The sequence below is a fragment of the Pantoea sp. ARC270 genome (genome assembly GCF_003236725.1).
Lineage (GTDB): Bacteria > Pseudomonadota > Gammaproteobacteria > Enterobacterales > Enterobacteriaceae > Pantoea > Pantoea anthophila.
Map to the genome: position 1 here is coordinate 21,520 of NZ_PUGA01000001.1, position 19,751 is coordinate 41,270.

The window sequence follows — 19,751 nt, forward strand, 5'->3', positions numbered from 1 at the left end:
TGAGCCGGAGGAAGGAAGCAGAGCGTGTTCCGTCCGGATGAAGCGGCCAGACTATAAAAAGTCAGGCCGCGCATGGCAACCCATTTTGTGATCTGGCGCACGTTCAATCCGCACAGGCGACTTCGGCATGCCGGTATTCACCCGACGGCCGATGTCTTTCAGCTGGGAATACTTCTCCAGCAGCTGAGGGCCATCATCGAGGCTCATGGCAAACATCCACATATAGGTCATCACCGAATAGATGTGACCCGCGCTGGTGCCACCCCGGCCCGCCATTAACGCGATGGTGCCAGCAAACAGCAGCGCGGCCATGCTGCCGATGGCCAGATAACCGCAGGCTTCCCGATTAGAGAGACGGATACGCAGGCTGGCTAAAACCCCATAGTGACGGCCGAGTGAAGCGGCGTTCGCATGGGTAACGAAATTCACCTCTTTCTCCAGCCGGTTGTTAAGTCGATTAAACAACGCATCATTTTTGCGGGTAAAGCCTGGCAGAAAACAGGCGAAAAACAGCAGGATCGCCAGACACCCTGCGCCAGTCCAGAACTCAATGGCCAGCAGCATCACCGCCGCCCCGGTCATCGACGCCAGCGAGGTAATCAGCACCGGCAGATGCTTCTCAAAGAAATCGACAAACTCGCGTGATAACGCCACCCTTGCCGCAATCGTCGACGCGCTCTGATTTTCGCTGCGCTGCGCCACAATCACTGGCACCGCCAGCTCCGCATAGATGCGGGCAAAGGTGTGGGTGTCGACGCTGCGCCGGGCTGCGCCAATCGCCCACATGGTAAACACCATCGCCGCATAGAGTATCGCCTGCCAGGTTCTGCCGGAGAGGATGGCATTGATAGCAAAGCCCGCCAGCAGCGGATAAAGCAGATACATGACATTTTCCGCGACCACCAGCAGCAGCGTGAAGAAGAGCTTGCGGCGATGGCTACGGCCAGGCGCTTTCAGTGTCAGAATAGCGCTGCGGGGAGCCGCAACGGGAAGGACAGGTATCCGTGACGGCGTCACTGACGGGACTCTGCGCTGCGCCGATGTTGCCCGCACCGCCAGGCAGATCAGCGCCATGCTCAACGGATATGCCGACTTACTGACGGTTAATCCCTCAGAAGCGAAGGCGCGTGAAGCGCTGGCGGATTTAAACCAGTTTATAGATTGTGTGCTGGGATAAAGGGATTTAAACGCGCACTGACCCAACTGCAACGGGACGTTTTTAATTAAATGTTAAAAAAAGGTTTATTATTTTAATTGGTCATTACATCTATAGCGGGATATATGCAGCTTCGCTAATTAAACTGTCTTATGCTTTTTCTGTCTGAAAAGTGCCCTTTTTGATAGCGTTTCGGCTCCGAAACAGCTGTTTACACAGATTATTATCATTGACTTAGCACAGGCTGTGAGCTGTAAGCCGGTGTTTTTTCGCCATTTATTATTTAACCATTAGCGAAGCGGCAGTAAAGCATGCGGTCACAAACTCAACAACTGGTTGATAACTATAGCAAAGAAGTACTTTTTTTCTGATCAAATTAATCATTGAGTCGGACCTTAAAAACCCCTATATTGGCCGCGCTTTAAACATACCCATGACTTTTTTAATTCATTTATTCAACTGAGACGTTACTCCCGTCGCGGTTGTAGGAGAGATATGATGACGGATAAAGTCCGTATTGACAGTTCGAATGCACAGACATTAAACGCAACCAATGAGACCTATTTAGCCCGTCAGGCCGAATTTGAATCTAACGTTCGAAGTTATCCGCGCAAATTGCCGTTCGCGATTGCGAAAGCACAGGGTGTCTGGATCACCGACGTCGAGAACAATCAGTATCTTGATTGTCTTGCGGGTGCCGGAACGCTGGCATTGGGCCATAACCACCCAGACGTTCTGCAGAGCATTCAAAATGTCATTACCAGCGGCTTGCCGTTACATACTCTGGATTTAACCACGCCGTTAAAAGACGCGTTTTCTGAGTACCTGCTCTCCCTGTTACCAGGCCAGGGCAAGGATTACTGCCTGCAGTTTACCGGCCCGTCCGGCGCCGACGCCGTGGAAGCAGCGCTGAAGCTGGCGAAAAAGCACACCGGCCGTTCCGGTGTTATCAGCTTCTCCGGTGCCTACCACGGTATGACCCATGGCGCGCTGTCAGTGACCGGCAACCTGTCACCGAAAGAAGCCGTTGACGGCATGATGCCGGAAGTGCAGTTCATGCCTTATCCGCACCTCTACCGCTGCCCGCTGGGCATTGGCGGCGAAGCGGGCGTGAAAGCGCTGACCTACTATTTCGAAAACCTGATCAACGACGTTGAGAGCGGTGTGCGTAAACCTGCGGCGGTCATTCTGGAAGCCGTTCAGGGTGAAGGCGGCGTGAACCCGGCTCCGGCGGAATGGCTGCAGCGCATCCGTAAAGTCACCCAGGAGCACGGCATCCTGCTGATCCTCGACGAAGTTCAGGCAGGCTTTGCCCGTACCGGTAAATTCTTCGCCTTCGAGCACGCGGGTATTGAGCCAGACATCATCGTGATGTCCAAAGCTGTGGGTGGTGGTCTGCCACTGGCCGTGCTGGGCATTAAGAAAGAGTTCGATGCCTGGTCACCGGGTCATCACACCGGCACCTTCCGCGGAAACCAGCTGGCGATGGCAACCGGCCTGACCACGCTGAAACTGCTGAAAGAGAACAACATCGCAGATAAAGTCGCGGCACAGGGCGAACTGCTGAAAGGCAAACTGAACGAACTGCAGCAGCGCTACCCGGTAATTGGCAACGTCCGTGGCCTGGGTCTGATGATCGGTATCGAGCTGGTGAAACCTGACGAAGCCGCTGATCACATGGGCAGCTTCCCGGCTGACGGCGAGCTCTCTGCGCTGGTACAGAAGAAATGTTTCGAGAACGGCCTGATCCTGGAGCGCGGCGGACGTCACGGTAGCGTATTGCGCCTGCTGCCTTCCCTGCTGATCACCGATGCTGAACTTGACGTGTTTATGGATAAATTTGAAAACGCCCTGCTGTCAGCTGGCGTAAAACCAGTATAAGTGGAGTGAATGCAATGTCCCGGTTAAACCCAATCCTGGCGGCCTCATCTCAGAGTACCGAGGCCTACCAGCAGGCGATCGCCCAGAGTAGCGCGGCGGTCGTTAAGTGGCTGGAACAACCTGAGATGTATCAGGGAAAAACCGTCGCAGAGCTGCGCGAGCGTATTACGCTGGACTTCAATCCTGACGGCCTGGGCAACCAGGCTGCGATTGAACGTGCCATTGAGTACTTCCTGAAAGACAGCCTGTCGGTGCATCACCCACAGTGCGTGGCGCACCTGCACTGCCCTAGCCTGGTGATCAGCCAGGCGGCGGAAGTACTGATCAACGCCACCAACCAGAGTATGGACTCCTGGGATCAGGCTCCCTCTGCAACCCTGATTGAGATGAAGCTGATCGAATGGCTGCGTACCCAGGTGGGTTATCAGCCGGGCGATGCCGGTGTCTTCACCAGTGGCGGCACTCAGAGCAACCTGATGGGCCTGATGCTGGCGCGTGACGCGTGGTATGCCCGTCAGGGTCATTCTGTTCAGCAGGATGGCTTAACCGGTGACCTGAAGAAGATGAAAGTCTTCTGTTCAGAAAATGCGCACTTCTCCGTTCAGAAGAACATGGCGCTGCTGGGTCTGGGTTATCAGTCCGTCACGCAGGTGAAAACCGATAGCTTTGCCCGCATGGATATGGATGACCTGCGTCACAAGCTGGCCGCAGCTAAAGCCAACGGCGAGCATATTCTGGCGATTGTTGCCACCGCAGGCACCACCGATGCCGGTGCGATCGATCCGCTGCGTGAAATTGCCACGCTGGCGGCTGAAGAGAACATCTGGGTTCACGTGGATGCTGCGTGGGGCGGTGCACTGCTGCTCTCCGAGCTGTATCGCGACTATCTGGACGGCATTGAGCTGGTGGACTCCATTACGCTGGACTTCCACAAGCAGTTCTTCCAGACCATCAGCTGTGGCGCTTTCCTGCTGAAGGAAGCACGTCACTACGAGCTGATGCGTTACCAGGCTGCGTATCTGAACTCTGAGTTTGACGAAGCGCAGGGCGTACCGAATCTGGTGTCGAAATCCCTGCAGACCACCCGCCGTTTTGATGCACTGAAACTGTGGATGGGTCTGGAAGCCCTGGGTCAGAAACAGTATGCCGCCATCATCGACCACGGTGTGACGCTGGCACAGGACGTTGCAGCGTATGTGGATGCGCAGCCGGCGCTGGAGCTGGTAATGAAGCCGCAGCTGGCGAGCGTGCTGTTCCGCTACCGTCCGGCGCATCTGGCGCACCTCAGCGACGCGGATATCGCGCTGCTGAACCAGCGTATCGGGGATGCCCTGCTGGAGTCGGGCCGCGCTAACGTCGGCGTGACCGAGCACGATGGCGTGACCTGTCTGAAGATGACGCTGCTCAACCCGACCGTGACGCTGGAAGACATTAAAATCCTGCTGACGCTGGTAGAAACCACGGCTCAGCAGCTGGTTTAACGGTTCTGCTAAAACTCTGAAGGGCGCCTGAAGGCGCCCTTTTTTTATGCCGCTGTTTCCCCTCTTTTCCCGCTTTCCGGTCAATTCAGTATCAGGATCAAAGAATGCGATCCCGCCATCAGGCACTCTCTATGGGTGTTGTAATTAAAGCCGAGCTGGCCAGCCGTTACGGCCCCGGTATCAGACCTCACTGAACTGTCAGGAATACACATTTACTATCATGCGTAAAATTTTCATCCTCCTTCTGGCGTTAGCGATGGCCGCCATCATCCTGATCGCCGATAGTCACGGGACTAAGGTTCACAACCGCGATCAGATTTTCAGCCTGAATGCCCCCTCCGGGCGCTGAGCCTGCGGTCACCCCTCATCCAGCGCTCGCTTATGATCGTCTTTGTTCAGCGTCATCAGCGCCACAATACTGACCAGTGCGGTCGCCATGACATACCAGGCGGGAATATCGGGATTGCCCGTCTCTTTAATCAGCCCGGTGATGATCAGACCGGCACAGCCGGAGAAGAGCGCGTTAGAGAGTGAATAGGCCAGGCCCAGACCGGTGTAGCGCACCCGCGTCGGAAACATCTCTGACAGCATCGCCGGTCCCGGCCCGGCCAGCAGGCCCACCACACCCCCTGCGATAAAGACCACCAGCCCTTTCAGCCCGGTTGCGGTGTTCTCAGCCTGCAACAGGTTGAGCAACGGCAGAGAGAGCACCAGCAGCAGGATCGCCGCCGAGACCATCACCGTCCGGCGGCCTATCCTGTCGCTCAGCATTCCCGCCGGAATAATCGTGACGGCAAAACCGAGGTTCGAAATCACCGCAATCAGCAGCGCCTCATTAAAGCCGGTGTGCAGTGAGGCCTGCAGGTAGGTCGGCATGATCACCAGCCAGGTGTACCCGGCCGCCGACCACACCATCAGCCGGCAGATGCCGAGCAGAATCGTTTTCAGGGTGTCACTCAGGCTGGCGGTCACTTTTTCGCGGGGCTGCGCCTGCTGCCGGATAAACGCCGGAGTCTCCTCCATGCCAGCCCGCAGCCAGAGCGCGATACCCCCCAGCGGCAGAGCAACAAAGAACGGGATGCGCCAGCCCCAGCTCTGCATCTCTTCCGGCGTCAGCAGCCGCGAAAGCAGCGCAACAATCGCTGCACCCGCCAGCAATCCCAGCGCAACGGTAAAGGATTGCCAGGCACCATACAGGCCACGCCTGCCGGGCGGAGCAAATTCGGTCATCAGCGACACCGCCCCGCCATACTCGCCTCCGGCAAACAGCCCCTGCAGAATACGCAGCCCGGTAATGATCAGGGGAGCGAGCACGCCCAGCTGGGCATAGGTCGGCACCAGGCCGATAGCCGCAGTGGCCAGCGTCATCATGATTAGCACAAAAATCAGGGTGGGCTTGCGCCCAATCCTGTCGCCCATCCGGCCAAACAGCACGGCGCCAAGCGGACGGAAGAAAAAGGCGATGGCAAAAGAGGCGTAGGTCAGCAGGATACCGGTCAGCGCGGATTCGCCCTGAAGCCGGAAGAAGTTCTCCGCAATCAGGGTAGCCAGGAAGCCATAAACGGCAAACTCATACCATTCAATGAAATTTCCGACCGAACCGGCAATCAGGGCACGTTTACGGCGGGGGGAGCTGAGCAGATCAGTATCGGAAGCGGACATGGCAGGCGATCCTCAGTCAATCATGGGTCGCTTATGATTAGCACAATCGCTGCCCGGCTGCGCACGCTTCTGCCCGTCACGTTAGCGCGGACACGAAAAAAGGGTGATAGCACGGTGTGACAGACCTTTTTCATCCTCAGCCCTTGCACATCCGCTTTACCGTTGTCAGGATGTGCGCCATTGACTGAATCAGGCGAAAAGATAATGAACGCGCACACCTCAAAAGATCCTCTGCACGGCGTCACTCTGGAAAGGCAGATCAACCATTTAGTCGCGCAGTATGGCTGGGCGGAGCTGGGAAACCGGGTCAACATCAACTGCTTTAAAAACGATCCCAGCGTGAAATCGAGCCTGAAGTTTCTGCGACGCACCCCCTGGGCGCGGGCGGAAGTGGAAGCGCTCTATCTCGCCTCGCTAAAAGCGTAACGCGGCACACTTGTTTCTCTGAAGCAGAGCCGGGGTAAGTCTGAGCTTATCCTCTGTTGTTACTGATGCTGCACCTCCCGGCATGAACAAGCCCGCGGGTGAGCATTATGCGCAGCATCACTTTCAGCGATAGCCCGAACAAGGGCAATCCTTCGCCCTGACAATCTTAATCCTGACGATGAGCTGTCTCTCTGGCTTTCCACAACGCGAATAGCGTAATCGCCAGCGCGAAACTGACGTACAAAGAGACCCACAGCGTGCTGCCCATTTCTTTAAATAACGTGGTGATGATCAGGGGCGCAAAGCCCCCTCCGACAATACCCGCCAGGGTATAGGCCAGGGATGAACCCGCGTAACGCACATGTCCCGGAAACTGCTCAGTGACAAATGCGGCCTGCGGCCCGTACATCATCGCATGGATCAGCAAACCGCCAATCACTGCCAGCACGATCAACACCGGATGCGCGCTATCAAGCAGCACAAAGAACAGAAATGACCATACAATTGCCAGCAGCGCGCCGGTCATGTAAACCGGGCGTCGTCCCCACCTGTCTGAAAGCGCACCAAACATCGGCACCGTAATCGCGTTAACTATTGCGCCCAGCATTGTAGCCATCAACGCCAGCGGTCGCGGTAATTGCAGCACGGTGGTGACGTAGGTCAGCGTAAAAACGACTACCAGCGCGTAAAGGACATCAGAGCCGATACGCGATCCTCCGGCAATAAATAGCTGTTTCGGATAGTTTACGAAAACCTCTTTTAACGGGGTGTGCGTGGTTTTCTCCTGTTCCTGCATTGCGACAAAGGTGGGTGTCTCTTCCACACCGCGACGCAGCCACAGGCCAAATATGACCAGTACCAGGCTTAGCAGGAACGGAATGCGCCAGCCCCACGCCTGAAACTGATCGGCGCTCATCATCACCGTAACCAGCGTAATAAAGCCCGTGCCGATCAGCGTGCCGCAGGATGGACCAACCTGCGCAAAGGAGGCGTTGCGCCCGCGTTTATTCGCGTCGCCATGCTCCATCGATAACAACACGGCCCCTGCCCATTCGCCGCCCAGCGCGATGCCCTGCACAAACCGCAGTGCGACTAACAGAACCGGACTCCAGATGCCCCAGACCGCATAGCCCGGCAGCAGGCCCATTAGCGCCGTGGTCACGCCCATTATCACCAGCGTGATGATCAACACCGCTTTGCGCCCCGCGACATCGCCAAGGTGGCCGAACACAAAGCCCCCCAGCGGACGTGAAATATAGCCTACCGCGTAGGTCGAAAACGCCAGAATGGTGCCGACCAGCGGATCGAAGCTGGGGAAAAAGATATGGTTAAACACCAGCGCGGCCATGATGTTGTAAACGGTAAAGTCGTACCACTCAAGCGCGGTGCCAATCGAACTGGCAGCAGCCAGACGCCCGGTCTTCGATTTGGTGCGCACGGCGCCTGCTGCATGTTGCAGAGAATCGGTATCAGCCATGGGTCAGCTCCTGTTTTGTTAACTGCCAGTTGAGGGCATAACGCTGTATCTCTCCCGCAAACACCTGTGCCGCGTCCGCAGCGAGGCGATCGCAGCTCCGTGCATCGCTGCAATGAATCAGCAGCATCGGCTGCATTTTTCGCTGATCCTGGCTTTCCTTCGGTAACGGCGAACTCAGGATGCTGTCTGGCATCAGCACGCAGGAGGAGATGTAGCCCGGCGTCTGGCTTATCTGCTGCTGCCAGGCGCTTAGCGCACTGCCATCGATCGCCTGCAGCGTCAACACCGCTAACTGATTGCCCGTGCCTTTGCCATGCTTGTGCACGACCGTGCTCACCCGGCGCATGGGGTTAACCATTTTTTGCAGATTCTGTACCGACCATGCCGTCTGGTGCGTGAATGCGGCGTGATAATCGGCGCTGGTAAAGGCGTCCAGCGAGTCGGTTTCATATAAACCGAGATATTGATACTCAGCGTTAACTGCCTGATAGCGTGTACCGCTCAGGAATCCCGTAATGGCTACACGCTCCTCTACGTGTTCATGGTCATACCACTGGTTAAAGTCAGCCTCATCTTCAGCGCCAATGTTGGTGGCGACATACAGCATGCCGTGGGGTTGAGTCATCATCAGGATCTCCGGTTAAGGGCAGTTTCCACGGCAAGCGACCAGCTGATTAAGCGGGCGTCATCACCATGAGTCGAAGCAAGGCTCAGGCCAACCGGAGCAGAGCCCGGTTGATGGCAGGGTAAAGAGAGCGCACAGCCGTCCAGCATGTTGATAATGCTGGGGTTGCGCAGCATCAGCGCGTTGATCTCCATATAGCGCTGCGCATCACTGAGTGACGCGATAGTGGGCGCGACAAGCGGAACGGTTGGCATGAGTAACGCATCAAAATCCCCTAGCGCTGCGTTGATGCGCTGTTGCCATGCAGCACGCTGCTGGTAAAGCTCGGTGGCATCCTGCACGGTGAGATGGCTGCCACGCTGGATGCGCACCAGCACCTGGGGATCGTAAGCTTCAGGGTGTGCCTGCGCGCTTTTTTTATGCCATTGCCAGGCTTCATAAGCCGTAATGCCGCCACGCGCATTCATAGCATTCAGCTCATCCAGCTCAGGCAACGTGATGTCGGTAACCATCGCACCCGCCTGCTTCAGAAGCGTGATGGCATGCTGCCAGGCCTGCGCCACATGCTGATCCAGACCATCCAGTACGCGCGTTTGTGGCACAGCAAAGCGCGCGTTTCGCACATCCAGCGACTGTAACGCCAGCGGCCGATCGGCAATGACGCTATCCAGCAGCCAGCAGCTGCGTACGTCGTCCGCGATCACCCCGATGCTGTCGAGTGAGGTCGAAAGCGGCAACGTTCCCCGCTGGTTGATGCGCTTTGCCGTGGGTTTGAAGCCGGTCAGGCCACAGAGTGCAGCAGGGATCCGCACCGAACCGCCGGTATCGGTGCCAACAGCAGCCAGACACATGCCCTCAGCAACCGCCACGGCCGCGCCAGAGGACGATCCGCCGGGGATACGCTGCTGTTCGCGCTGCCACGGATTGACTGGCGTGCCGTAATGGGGATTGATGCCTAAGCCGGAAAAAGCGAACTCCGTCATCGTGGTTTTACCAACGATGGCGGCGCCCGCCAGCAGTAGCTTATCGACGACGCTGGCATTGGCAGCCGCCACGGGCGCATCGGCCAGTAAGCGTGACCCGGCCGTGGTCGCCTCTCCCTCGACATCGAACAGATCTTTAATGCTGACTGGCAGTCCATCGATGGGACTTAGCGCCTGCTTTGCCTGCCAGCGGGCGTTTGCCGCGCTACAAGACGCGGCGTAGCGTTGCGTGAACACCAGAGCACCCTGTTGTTCAGGATCCTGCGCGGCCTGCAACGCGGATTCAGTAAAGGCTTCGGGCAGAGCATCGCCGCTCTGCAACTGCTGACTGGCTTGCCAGAGTGTGGTCATCGGCGCTCTCCTCATGCCACCACCGGCAGCGCGCCGGTGGTGTAAGTGTGTTCCAGCGTGCGATTAAGCACCGGGTCGTGCAGCGCCATGCGGAACTGGCTGGATGGCCGGATGCCGCCAATGGCGCCCAGCGTGCCGCAGGACATAGCAACGCCCTCTTCCACGACACCGCCAGCAAAATAGCGCGCAAGCAAATCCTGTGGTGTCAGCAGTGAGGCCAGCGTGCCCTGCTGATAGATGACCCATTTACCCTGCTCTTTAATCCATGAGCTGAGTTCAAGCACATCCCAGTGTTCGGTAACGTCGCTCATGCGCCATGCGGCGCTGGCAACCGGCTTGATACACGCCTGCTTAGAGAGCGCAACGCTGAAGGTTTCCAGATGGCGGTCGGTATGATCAGACGTGAGGGACACCCATAATTCGCCGCGATGCGAGAAAACGAAGGGTTCGGCTTCGCCGGAGGTCTGCTCGCCTACCACTTCAAGCTCTGATTGCTGGCTGAGCTGATTAACCGCAACCCGGTAAAAAAGCGGTACTGCACCGGGTGCGGGCACGCCGAGGGCTTCTAATTCACGAATATGGTGCAACACGGCTTCCTTATCGCGGCCGGCCCAGCCAGCAATAATGAAATGCGTAATGTCCACGTTCAGTGTGGTCGCGGCTTTGTCGCCCGTAGAGAATCGCAACTGCATGAGAAAACCTCCGATTGAAAAATCACAGTGAAATTTCACAGTAATTTTAAACTAGCGATTTTCATGCCAGATTTTTGTGTAAGATGTCTTACAGGTAAAAAAAGGAACGTGGTGATGAGTGAATCAGTGGCGGAAAATGTGAACCCAGGCAGTGCAGATAAAAGCCTTTCTCTTAATGAACAAGCCTATCTGGCTTTCAGGCACAAGCTCATTACGTTGCGCTACAAACCTGGTGAATACCTTAATACCGCTCAGGTGATGGATGATCTGGCGATAGGCCGTACACCGGTTAATCAGGCGGTTCATCGCCTCGCAACCGAAGGTTTACTGCAAATTATCCCGCGTAAAGGTGTCATGGTGGCGCCATTATCGATTGATGACGCACTGGAGTTGATTGAAGTACGGCTGGTAAATGAAACGCTCTGTGTTGAGCTTGGCAGCCAGAAGGTGACGGAGGCGCAGCTTGAACGTCTGCGTCATCTTAATCAGCAAATTGATGAGGCGAGCCAGTTACGCAGCCGCGAACAGATGATGCTGCTGGATCGCGAGTTTCATCAGGTCCTGGCCGAGATTGCCGGTAATCGCCATCTTGCCGATATCCTTAGCGTGATTCATGCACAAGCGCAGCGCTTCTGGGCCACCACCCTTTCCAACGTGGCGCATATGGATGAAGTGATCGCTGAGCATAATGAAATCATTGCCGCGCTGAAATCAGGCGATACGCAACGTGCAGCCGAAGCCGCACGTGCGCATATTTTCTCATTTAAGCGCGCCCTACTTTCCGCTTAAAGACCAGGCCGCGAGCCGTCACAAGCCCCCTTTCTGACAGCGCCTGATCGATTTCAGTTTATGCAAGACCCGGTTGCTGCGGGCGGCGCGCTAATGATGGCTGGCGGCTGATATCGTTTTCAGGGGATCAGCGGCTTTCGCGAACATGATATGTCCGTTGGGGAGTGTTGCCGGTTCGCTGTTTAGCCTGGGGCAATCGCGTTGAAGCGGGGGCATATTCGCTTGGTGCCAGAAGCGGACGATGCTTGCGACATGGTATGTTAGTTTACGGAGGGCTGGTCAAAACGGATCATCCTCCCGCACCACCTGTCTCAATACTGTGGCGGAAGTAATATGTGAAAGTAATTAGCAGGCTACCTTCACCGTACAGATTTAAACAAATTTCAGGACCATATGAGATCCCTGGGTTTTTTTGACTGCTTCATCAATATAATGCTGGCGAACAGCATCAGTCACAGGTTCACTTTCATAGGGGGGTTCAAACTGTTTCATGGTGCTTTTTTCAGCCACAAAACCACCCACGACCATTTCACCTTCTGCCCTGATTTTTTTGCCCTCGATATCAAGCATCACATATGAACTTGTGCCTGTAATTTTCATGTCAGTTATCCCTTACAAAAATGACTTTTTCCGTCTGTGATATCGGATCGATTGTACTGATTTTCGTGACATTATCATTGCCCATCAGGCGCGGTAACTCAACGTTTTCCCATATATTACCTTCACGCAGGGACTGCCCCACTACGGCCCTGACTTCTCCAGAGACCTGTTTTGCATAAGACGCGGAGACATCCTCCCAGGCCTTGATGCTCTGCGGGTTATCGAAATCCCATTCAGGCATTTTAATATTTTTATCTTTGATTATGGATTCGAGCGTGACACCGCCCCGGGACTTCGCGATGGCTTCTGCGACGTCAGGACCGCCGACACCTTCAGTACGTCCTGACCAGAAAAAGGCACTGTCCGGATCAGTGGCCAGTTGGGGTTCTATTTCTTTAAGGTTTATGAGGCTCTTAGGCGTGTTACGCCACGCATTAAAGGCTGCGCCTCCTTTTGCACCTGCAAGGCCGCCTGCAAACGCACCGCCTAATGAAAGCCACTTCTGACCGTCAGAGCCTTCTCCCCATAATTTCCCGCCTATGTAAGCGCCGCCATAACCTCCACCAAGACCTCCCGCAAAACCCAGCAGGGCTATCGCCGGTCCTGCCAGAACGGTCGTGGCCGCAAGGCCCACGCCCAGCAGTACTCTGTCCACCCAGTCAGGAATTTCAGGACTGATTACGTCAGTCTGCTCTTTAATGCCACCAATAATGACGTTAGTAGATCCGCCGCTGATGACCCCACTGCAAGTCAGGCGGTCCCCCATCCTGGCAGCGGGTAGTCCGTTGATACAGACGCGTGAAGATCCTTCTGCCACCCGCTGTAAAGCCGGGCCATGCTCGTCACAGTCACCTACAGACATATGCGACATCACCGCCGGTCTTCCGTTGATGAATACGTTTGATGAACCAGTAACCAGATGGCCGGTTTCGTGGTGGGGTGCCCATGACATACTGCCGAGAACTTCTCCCAGTCCGCCGCCGCCAGCCGCGCCTGCGAGCGTCGCGGCCAGGACTACTGTTCCGACGCCCCCCGTGGCCAGCGTGAACGCCGCACCGGCAATGGCCCCGCCTATCAGACCGAGCACCAGCCAGCCTTTAGAGGCGGAGTGTTCTATGCCGTCCCCCACGCGTGCAGCGGAAAAAGCTTCAGCGGCACCACTCATTTTTCATTTATCCGCTGGCGGAGGTAAGCCTCAACGACTTCAGTGGTATCAAGGCCGTCAATACCCCGGACAGTTCTGGCCAGAAGCAAACTTGATATCAGTCCAGGTCTCCTGGTACCTGCCATCTCCCACAGCGCAAAGCGGCCAGCATGCTCGCCATCAGGTATCGGAGACAACATCAGTGGTTCACCGACAGCGTCAAAGAACAGATAGTTGCCGTTCCTGGCCCGGCTGAGATCAATCGATGAGTAGAGGTCAGAAATTGAAGGGAACACATTCAGTTCGCGGCTATCACGGTCAAAGCTAAAGAAGAGTTCCTGGCTGTCGGCGGGGATCTGGCTCCCCCTTGCGGTAGAATCTGGTGCATCGTCCGGAAAGGTAATGCTGTCCGTGATGTTGTCATAGATACGGCCATGGTAATCGTCAAACGCATCCGGGCAGGTGCCAATGAAACAGAGCAGCTTTTTACCCGTATTATTTTCAGATGTCAGTACCACCCTCTGCTTCTGAAAGATGATTCTTTCGCCAGATTTGAAACTGTAAAACAGTTCCAGGGCCTGCCTGCCATTCAGTTCAGTGAGCCGAGCATGATTGAGTGAGAGATCCTGCAAAGTCGCCTGCAGTTCGGAAGACAGTCTCTGGGATACTGACTGAAGCGTGTCTTCTGCAGCAGCGGTTGCACGTGAAATCACAAAGGTGAATTCATTGGCATTCGTATGGCTTAGGGTAAAGAGGTTCATGGTGCGATCGCGAAATACGTCAGGCACCGTAATGTTGCAGTCCTGCAAGGTATATTCAGACATGTAAAGCTTCTCCGGTCCGTGAGTCCGGACCAGAATATCAACGTTTATTAAATGATCCCCAGGTAATACTGATTTAAGTTTGATCTAATTCAAAGGTGTTCTTTACACCTTCTGACCTGCTACCTGATAATTCACACAGAAGGCTGTTATCAATGTCCGCTTTTCGCTCATAGCGGACAATAAACTGCAATACCTTTAGTTTTTAAAAAAGTTACTGATTTCTAATAGAAATTCTCCTGCGTGTACAATGTAAAGGTGACTTTGCCGCTGTTGTATTCCTCAGGTATTTCACCGTGTTCGAGATAACTCAGCAGGATGTCTACTGACAGCTGCGCATGTCGTGCCGTGTTTTGATCCAGCGTAAGGGCCAGTGCGTTTCTGGCAAACAGTGCTTTAGTGGTAGAATACAGTTCGTGAGTTATGAGTGTGCAGGCCTGCGTCAGACGATGTCTCGCCAGAGCCTCGCTGATTTCGGTATTCCCCAGGCCGGTATTGTAAAGCCCCACCACCTTATCTGACTGCACCAGCTCTTTTTCGAGCAGTTTGCTGATGGTTATTCGACTTTCCTGACCCGCCAGCACCTCCCGCAATGTCACGTTGGGAAAGCGCTTTTCAAGGACATCGCGGAAGCCCTGAATACGCTGCTGATGGGCGCGGTATTCACTGCGTCCACTCACCACAATAACATCGCCTTGCGGTCTGATCAGGCTGCCCATCATCAGCCCGGCTGTGCGGCCTGCCTGTAGCTGGTCAATGCCAACATGACACAGCCTGTGCGCGCCAGGCAGATCTGTGACGAGGGTCACCACTGGCACTCCGCGCTGTCTGCAGCACTGCAGTGCCTGATAAACAGCGGGATGTTCATGGGCAAAGATAATCAGGGCGTCACGTATTTTGCTGCGTTCTTCAATGAGCACAGCCAGTCTGTCCGGGCAGGACTCCGGCACAAAAGTGCGGTGCAGCACTACGCGGCGATAACCCAGAGCATTGGCGATGGCGGAATAATCGCTGGCAAGCTGTCTGAAAAAAAATGCGTCATCGCCACTCAGCAGTACCTCGATCTGCCAGGCATGACGATGCTCTTCAGGCAGAATGCGCTTCAGGCCGGCCTCACGCGCGGATTCGAGCACTTTCTGTACAGTTTGGGGCGAGACGCCGCCCCGCTCATTGAGCACGCGGTCGACCGTAGCCAGACTGACGCCCGCCCGTTCTGCCAGCATTTCAAGAGTCAGTGATTTCATCAGGGCTCCTGCTGAGGTAATTCCCTCAAAACATACATTTCTCAGGGTATGCAGGCAGGCTAATTTGGCAACGTCTTTATTGCTGAACTTTGACCTTCAGACAGGAAATTATCATGACGCAGAAAAAACGTTTTGCCCTGATTGGCTGTGGCTTTATCGGACAGGTGCATGCCACAAATCTCGCGATGCATCCTGATGTTGAGCTTGCAATGCTGACCGACCTGGATTCGGTCCGCGCCACAGCACTGGCCGGACAGATGAAGTGTGCGGCGGGCGAAGTCAGCACCGCTATCAATAGTGACAATATAGATGCAGTGCTGATTGCCAGCGCAACGCCGTCACATGCTGAACTGCTTGAAGCCGCAGCGCGGGCAGGTAAAGCCGTCTATTGTGAAAAACCGATCGATTTGTCGCTGGCAAGAGCAGCCCACGTCGCTGAAAACGTTCTGCCACTGAAGACAAAAATTACGGTCGGCTTCAATCGCCGTTTTGACAGCAGCCATCAGCAGTTAAAGCGTCAGCTGGAACAGGGAACTGTCGGGCGTCCTGAGTTAATCCATATGGTCTGCCGTGCGTCGGAACTTCCGTCGCTCAGCTACCTTAAATCTTCCGGCGGTCAGATGCGTGACCAGGCGATCCATTTTTTCGACCTGCTGCGCTGGCTGACAGGCGATGACGTTATTTCAGTGGGCGCTATGGGTGCCGCACTGGCAATGCCTGCCATCAGCGAGTTCGGCGACGTGGATACGTCGGTGCTGATTATGCAGATGCAGCAGGGCGCGCTTGCGCAGCTCGATAACACGCGTCGAACGGGCTATGGCTATGATGAAAGGATCAGTGTGATGGGCGAAAAAGGACTGGCAGAGTCAGGCTCCCAGAGCCCGCCGGGGATGACGCTTTACCAGGGAAAGGCCATTATAAAGCAGGGCCTTTATGCAGACTGGTTCAGCCGTGTCCAAGGCACCTACTATCGGCATCTTGACGCGTTTGTCCGCTCTCTGAACGGGGAGGATGTGGCTGATTTACCCGGACTGCTGGATGGGATTCAGGCGCAGGCGATCGCAGAAGCCGCGACTAAATCCCTGACAACCGGAATGTTCTGCCCGGTCAACAGGATGTTGTGATAAAGGTCCGGGGCCGCTCCTGTCAGGATATGGCTCCGGAAGCTACGGATACTCAGCCCTGGCTGCTGCAGATTTCAGCGCTCTTCATTGAATACGATCCCGAGCTGTCCCCTCACCGTATCCATCGCTGTCAGAGTACTGAGTACAACGGACAACGGGCGAATGGGCGAGTCGTTTAACCCCTGCCCCACGCACCATGAAAAATGCCGGATTTCATGACAGAGCTGTGCGTAACGGCTGGCGGTTTCTTCCCAGCACAGCGTGTGGCTACCCTGGCTTGAGGTCAGCACAAATCCGCCGGGTGCATAAAACTGTCCCGCCAGAACCAGAGTGGCATCGCGTCCCGCAATCACCGCACTGCCGGGCGTATTACTGAACAGGGTCGTGTTCAGCACCGAATGCATGCCACAGGCATGTTCGAACAGCATAGAAGCCTGCCCGTTAACATTCCGTTCTGCCGGTTGTCCGCTGGACTGGATGCGGACCGGCGCACCTGCCACCATCACGCTCAGTGAAACCAGATAACTACCTAAATCCAGCATCGGACCTCCGGCCAAATCGGCATTAAAGATGCGGTGATCCTGCGTAAAAAACTCGCCGTGATCGGCAGTCAGGGTATGAAGATCACCCAATACCCCGTCGTTTAAAAGCTGACGCAGCACATCGTATTTTGGCGCGAAATCACACCACATGCCTTCCATACATAGCAGACCTTTCTGACGGGCCTTCGCCTGCAGGGTTTTCGCCTCTCCGGCATTCAGCGCCAGAGGTTTCTCAATCAGAACATGTTTACCTGCACTGAGTGCTTTCATGCCATCCGGAAAATGATGGTTATGGGGTGTGGCGATATAGATGGCGTCCAGATCCTTCATTGCCAGCATTTCATCTGTGCTGCTGAAGGCCACGGGAATGGCCCAGCGCTCGGCGAATGCCTGTGCTTTTACTTTATTTCTTGCTGATACTGCAACCAGCTGCTGTCCGGTGTGCGCTTTCAGCGCACGGGCAAAGTGTTCAGCTATCCAGCCAGGGCCAATGATGCCCCAGCGCAGTACGGGTATCGACTTTTCAGATGGTAATCGCGGGACGGGCAGGGAAGAGGGAAACATAGTGATTCCTTTTAAGCATTCTTCTGGCGGTTGCCTGCAACTGCAACCCACTGACGGGATATAATGGACTGCTCTATGGCGGTCAGGATTTGCTGGTTCTGCAGGCCAAATGCAAAGTTCGGATAACAGTCGCCGTCGCTGCAGACCCCCTGAACCAAGTCATGAACTTCGATGACTTTGACATCAAAATACCCGAGCCCGCCGCCACCAAAATCGAATCCGAAGAAGCCGGAATAGGCCGGGATCTGGCTGCCTGCATACAGAATCTTGAAGCCCCGATCGTGTCTGTCATCACTGAAGCGATAAACCTGCAGCTCATTGAAACGTTCGCCGTCCATATAAAGTGTGCCCTCTGTACCGGAAACCTCCCAGAACACACCAAAAATGCGACCGGCTGCCAGGCGTGAGGCTTCAATCACGCCGGTGGCCCCGCTTTCAAAGCTGACGAGACATTGAACCTGGTCGTCATTTTCAACTTCACGCCATTCTGCCTGTTCATCAATGCGACTGGCATAACCGGCGTCCACCTGAGGAACAGGACGCTGCCGGAGGTAGGTTTGCGCGCTGGCCGTTACCTCGCTGATCTCCCCCATAAGAAACTGCGCGATGGAAAGGGTGTGAGCCCCCAGATCGCCCAGAGATCCGCTGCCGCCCAGGCTTTTAGAGCAGCGCCATGACCAGGGCAGCGCCGGGTCATTGTAAAAACCCTGGTCAAAGGTGCCGCGAAAGCGGATTGGTGTGCCGATATCGCCGCGCTCAATAATCTGTTTTGCCAGCAACGCTGCTGGCGTTTTGATGTTGTTAAAGGCCACCATCGTTTTGACGCCGGCTTGCTCTGCTGCCAGCGTCATCTGCAGTGCCTCCTGCGAACTGACGGCCAATGGTTTTTCACAATACACGTGCTTGCCTGCCGCAATCGCTGCCAGCGCCATTTCAAAGTGCAGATGGTTGGGTGAGGTGATATCGACCACGTCAACCTGCGGGTCGTTAATCAGGTCACGCCAGTCCCCATAGGCTTTATCGGCCCCGAAGCGTACCGCATTCGCGTCGGCTAAAGCCTGAGTCTGATCGGCCAGTGCATAGAGACGAGGGCGCTTCGGCAGGTCCGGATAAATCATTGCTGCGCGGCGGTAGGCATCAGCATGCGCCTGCCCCATGAATCCCGAGCCGATTAAACCAATATTGAGATTGTCTTTCATTGGGCAGTTTCCTCTGCAGAATGAGACTGTGAAAAAGTGTCTTTTGCCCAGCGAAACGCCCGGGAAACAGCAGCAGACGGCTCTTCTTTTTGCGGGTCCTGCTCCGCCTCGACTATCAGCCAGCCCTGATAGTCTGAGTACGCAATGAAGCCAGTCAGCGGAGAATAATCAATGCAGCCCTCCCCCGGCACCGTGAAGAGTCCCGCACGTACCGCATCATTGAAGCTGAGGTTGTTCTCCCGTACCCGATGCAGCACATCAGCCCGGACGTCTTTCAGATGTATATGCACTATACGATGACCAAATTTTTCTGTTATCTGAGCCAGGTCAACACCAGCCGCGAAAGCATGTCCGGAGTCCAGAACCAGTCCGACACTGTCAGAAGTTTTAGTCAGAAACTCTTCCAGTTCATGATGCTGTTCAACCAGCATCATCAGATGATGATGATAGGCAAGTTTCAGGCCGAACCTGTCCATCAGAATATCGGCAAACCTGCTCACTTTGCGGGCATATTCATCAGCATCCAGGCTGCTCAGGGACGGCGAAAGAGAAAGGGGCTGGTCCAGCGGATGACTGCCCGGCATACAGCCGCATTCGCCGTAAACCATAACTTCTGCCCCTGATGCTCTGAGAAGTCCGGCATGGGATTCCACGGCCGTGATTTCATCAGCAACGCTGCGTTCGGCAAGGAAACCGCTGTGCCAGCCCGAAGCGAGCTGAAGTCCGGCCTTATACAATAGCGGGGCTAACTCCGCATGGGTACGGGGGAATTTTCTGCCCAGTTCAATCCCCTGATAACCGGCAGATGCAGCCTGTGTCAGGCAGGTTTCAAGGGCAATACTGTCGCCCAGATCGGGCAGGACATCATTCGTCCAGCTCAGCGGGCTTACACCTATTCGAATACGTGAAGTCATCAGGATACTCCTTCTTTCAGGTCAGTCTGAGAGCACTATAGAAAAGGTGTAAGCAGAATCGTTACCGGTTCAATGA

17 protein-coding genes and 1 pseudogene are annotated in these 19,751 nt (G+C 55.3%); 5 read left to right on the forward strand and 13 right to left on the reverse strand.

The genetic code is table 11. From position 1 onward, the window contains the following. Positions 1 to 51: 51 nt before the first annotated feature. Positions 52 to 1,074 (reverse strand): ABC transporter six-transmembrane domain-containing protein, encoded by a 1,023-nt coding sequence (locus tag CKF42_RS00120; RefSeq protein WP_233501004.1) that lies wholly within the window; start codon positions 1,072 to 1,074, stop codon positions 52 to 54. A 577-nt stretch (positions 1,075 to 1,651) separates the two neighbouring features. Here CKF42_RS00120 and CKF42_RS00130 point away from each other — a divergent pair. Then, positions 1,652 to 3,037: a diaminobutyrate--2-oxoglutarate transaminase gene (locus tag CKF42_RS00130; RefSeq protein ID WP_009093017.1), complete on the forward strand. Its 1,386-nt coding sequence runs from the start codon at positions 1,652 to 1,654 to the stop codon at positions 3,035 to 3,037. Positions 3,038 to 3,051: 14 nt separating this feature from the next. Further along, positions 3,052 to 4,518, forward strand: coding sequence for an aspartate aminotransferase family protein (locus CKF42_RS00135; protein ID WP_111207130.1), 1,467 nt, complete (start codon positions 3,052 to 3,054; stop codon positions 4,516 to 4,518). A 357-nt stretch (positions 4,519 to 4,875) separates the two neighbouring features. On the opposite strand, the gene CKF42_RS00140 is transcribed toward CKF42_RS00135, so the two are convergent. Beyond that, positions 4,876 to 6,180, reverse strand: a complete 1,305-nt coding sequence (locus CKF42_RS00140; RefSeq protein ID WP_111207131.1) for an MFS transporter — start codon at positions 6,178 to 6,180, stop codon at positions 4,876 to 4,878. A 204-nt stretch (positions 6,181 to 6,384) separates the two neighbouring features. Here CKF42_RS00140 and CKF42_RS00145 point away from each other — a divergent pair. After that, positions 6,385 to 6,597, forward strand: a pseudogene (locus tag CKF42_RS00145) (VF530 family DNA-binding protein); the annotation flags it as partial. 175 nt (positions 6,598 to 6,772) lie between these two features. Here CKF42_RS00145 and CKF42_RS00150 read toward each other — a convergent pair. Genes CKF42_RS00150 through CKF42_RS00165 form a run of 4 tightly spaced genes read right to left on the reverse strand, consistent with a single transcriptional unit; the run spans position 6,773 to position 10,734 of the window. Beyond that, complete coding sequence (locus CKF42_RS00150) at positions 6,773 to 8,083, reverse strand: MFS transporter (RefSeq protein ID WP_111207133.1); 1,311 nt, start codon at positions 8,081 to 8,083, stop codon at positions 6,773 to 6,775. Beyond that, on the reverse strand, positions 8,076 to 8,711 hold the full coding sequence (locus tag CKF42_RS00155; protein WP_199559845.1) for a DUF4286 family protein: 636 nt from the start codon (positions 8,709 to 8,711) through the stop codon (positions 8,076 to 8,078). Before CKF42_RS00155 ends, CKF42_RS00150 begins: the two co-directional genes overlap by 8 nt. After that, a complete protein-coding gene (locus CKF42_RS00160) occupies positions 8,711 to 10,042 on the reverse strand; it encodes an amidase (RefSeq protein ID WP_111207134.1) in 1,332 nt (443 codons plus the stop codon). The genes CKF42_RS00155 and CKF42_RS00160 overlap by 1 nt, the downstream gene beginning before the upstream one ends. An 11-nt stretch (positions 10,043 to 10,053) precedes the next feature. Continuing rightward, positions 10,054 to 10,734, reverse strand: coding sequence for a DUF2848 domain-containing protein (locus CKF42_RS00165; protein ID WP_009093024.1), 681 nt, complete (start codon positions 10,732 to 10,734; stop codon positions 10,054 to 10,056). A gap of 114 nt (positions 10,735 to 10,848) precedes the next feature. Here CKF42_RS00165 and CKF42_RS00170 point away from each other — a divergent pair, with 114 nt between their 5' ends. Continuing rightward, positions 10,849 to 11,523, forward strand: a complete 675-nt coding sequence (locus tag CKF42_RS00170) for a GntR family transcriptional regulator (protein WP_111207135.1) — start codon at positions 10,849 to 10,851, stop codon at positions 11,521 to 11,523. 372 nt (positions 11,524 to 11,895) lie between these two features. Here the strand turns inward: CKF42_RS00170 and CKF42_RS00175 are convergent, their stop codons facing one another. The 4 genes from CKF42_RS00175 to CKF42_RS00190 form a co-directional block, all read right to left on the reverse strand. Continuing rightward, on the reverse strand, positions 11,896 to 12,123 hold the full coding sequence (locus tag CKF42_RS00175; RefSeq protein ID WP_111207136.1) for an Imm74 family immunity protein: 228 nt from the start codon (positions 12,121 to 12,123) through the stop codon (positions 11,896 to 11,898). Between the two features lies 1 nt (position 12,124). Next, positions 12,125 to 13,288 (reverse strand): PAAR domain-containing protein, encoded by a 1,164-nt coding sequence (locus CKF42_RS00180; protein ID WP_111207137.1) that lies wholly within the window; start codon positions 13,286 to 13,288, stop codon positions 12,125 to 12,127. Beyond that, positions 13,285 to 14,091: a DcrB-related protein gene (locus tag CKF42_RS00185; RefSeq protein ID WP_046102947.1), complete on the reverse strand. Its 807-nt coding sequence runs from the start codon at positions 14,089 to 14,091 to the stop codon at positions 13,285 to 13,287. The genes CKF42_RS00180 and CKF42_RS00185 overlap by 4 nt, the downstream gene beginning before the upstream one ends. Positions 14,092 to 14,312: 221 nt before the next feature. Continuing rightward, complete coding sequence (locus CKF42_RS00190; protein WP_046102930.1) at positions 14,313 to 15,332, reverse strand: LacI family DNA-binding transcriptional regulator; 1,020 nt, start codon at positions 15,330 to 15,332, stop codon at positions 14,313 to 14,315. Positions 15,333 to 15,445: 113 nt separating this feature from the next. Between CKF42_RS00190 and CKF42_RS00195 the strand changes: the two genes are divergently transcribed. Then, positions 15,446 to 16,456 carry a Gfo/Idh/MocA family oxidoreductase gene (locus CKF42_RS00195; protein WP_111207138.1) on the forward strand — a complete coding sequence of 337 codons (1,011 nt, stop codon included), beginning with the start codon at positions 15,446 to 15,448 and terminating at the stop codon, positions 16,454 to 16,456. 74 nt (positions 16,457 to 16,530) lie between these two features. Here the strand turns inward: CKF42_RS00195 and CKF42_RS00200 are convergent, their stop codons facing one another. Genes CKF42_RS00200 through iolE form a run of 3 tightly spaced genes read right to left on the reverse strand, consistent with a single transcriptional unit; the run spans position 16,531 to position 19,678 of the window. Then, positions 16,531 to 17,562: a Gfo/Idh/MocA family protein gene (locus CKF42_RS00200; RefSeq protein WP_111207139.1), complete on the reverse strand. Its 1,032-nt coding sequence runs from the start codon at positions 17,560 to 17,562 to the stop codon at positions 16,531 to 16,533. An 11-nt stretch (positions 17,563 to 17,573) separates the two neighbouring features. Continuing rightward, on the reverse strand, positions 17,574 to 18,761 hold the full coding sequence (locus tag CKF42_RS00205; RefSeq protein WP_111207140.1) for a Gfo/Idh/MocA family protein: 1,188 nt from the start codon (positions 18,759 to 18,761) through the stop codon (positions 17,574 to 17,576). Next, positions 18,758 to 19,678: a myo-inosose-2 dehydratase gene (gene iolE / locus CKF42_RS00210; RefSeq protein WP_046102926.1), complete on the reverse strand. Its 921-nt coding sequence runs from the start codon at positions 19,676 to 19,678 to the stop codon at positions 18,758 to 18,760. The genes CKF42_RS00205 and iolE overlap by 4 nt, the downstream gene beginning before the upstream one ends. Positions 19,679 to 19,751 lie beyond the last annotated feature (73 nt).

Excerpts from the sequence above, each read along its gene's own strand:
- CKF42_RS00120 (WP_233501004.1), bottom strand. The coding sequence starts at position 1,074 with ATGGCGCTGATCTGCCTGGCGGTGCGGGCAACATCGGCGCAGCGCAGA.
- CKF42_RS00130 (WP_009093017.1), top strand. The coding sequence starts at position 1,652 with ATGATGACGGATAAAGTCCGTATTGACAGTTCGAATGCACAGACATTA.
- CKF42_RS00135 (WP_111207130.1), top strand. The coding sequence starts at position 3,052 with ATGTCCCGGTTAAACCCAATCCTGGCGGCCTCATCTCAGAGTACCGAG.
- CKF42_RS00140 (WP_111207131.1), bottom strand. The coding sequence starts at position 6,180 with ATGTCCGCTTCCGATACTGATCTGCTCAGCTCCCCCCGCCGTAAACGT.
- CKF42_RS00150 (WP_111207133.1), bottom strand. The coding sequence starts at position 8,083 with ATGGCTGATACCGATTCTCTGCAACATGCAGCAGGCGCCGTGCGCACC.
- CKF42_RS00155 (WP_199559845.1), bottom strand. The coding sequence starts at position 8,711 with ATGATGACTCAACCCCACGGCATGCTGTATGTCGCCACCAACATTGGC.
- CKF42_RS00160 (WP_111207134.1), bottom strand. The coding sequence starts at position 10,042 with ATGACCACACTCTGGCAAGCCAGTCAGCAGTTGCAGAGCGGCGATGCT.
- CKF42_RS00165 (WP_009093024.1), bottom strand. The coding sequence starts at position 10,734 with ATGCAGTTGCGATTCTCTACGGGCGACAAAGCCGCGACCACACTGAAC.
- CKF42_RS00170 (WP_111207135.1), top strand. The coding sequence starts at position 10,849 with ATGAGTGAATCAGTGGCGGAAAATGTGAACCCAGGCAGTGCAGATAAA.
- CKF42_RS00175 (WP_111207136.1), bottom strand. The coding sequence starts at position 12,123 with ATGAAAATTACAGGCACAAGTTCATATGTGATGCTTGATATCGAGGGC.
- CKF42_RS00180 (WP_111207137.1), bottom strand. The coding sequence starts at position 13,288 with ATGAGTGGTGCCGCTGAAGCTTTTTCCGCTGCACGCGTGGGGGACGGC.
- CKF42_RS00185 (WP_046102947.1), bottom strand. The coding sequence starts at position 14,091 with ATGTCTGAATATACCTTGCAGGACTGCAACATTACGGTGCCTGACGTA.
- CKF42_RS00190 (WP_046102930.1), bottom strand. The coding sequence starts at position 15,332 with ATGAAATCACTGACTCTTGAAATGCTGGCAGAACGGGCGGGCGTCAGT.
- CKF42_RS00195 (WP_111207138.1), top strand. The coding sequence starts at position 15,446 with ATGACGCAGAAAAAACGTTTTGCCCTGATTGGCTGTGGCTTTATCGGA.
- CKF42_RS00200 (WP_111207139.1), bottom strand. The coding sequence starts at position 17,562 with ATGTTTCCCTCTTCCCTGCCCGTCCCGCGATTACCATCTGAAAAGTCG.
- CKF42_RS00205 (WP_111207140.1), bottom strand. The coding sequence starts at position 18,761 with ATGAAAGACAATCTCAATATTGGTTTAATCGGCTCGGGATTCATGGGG.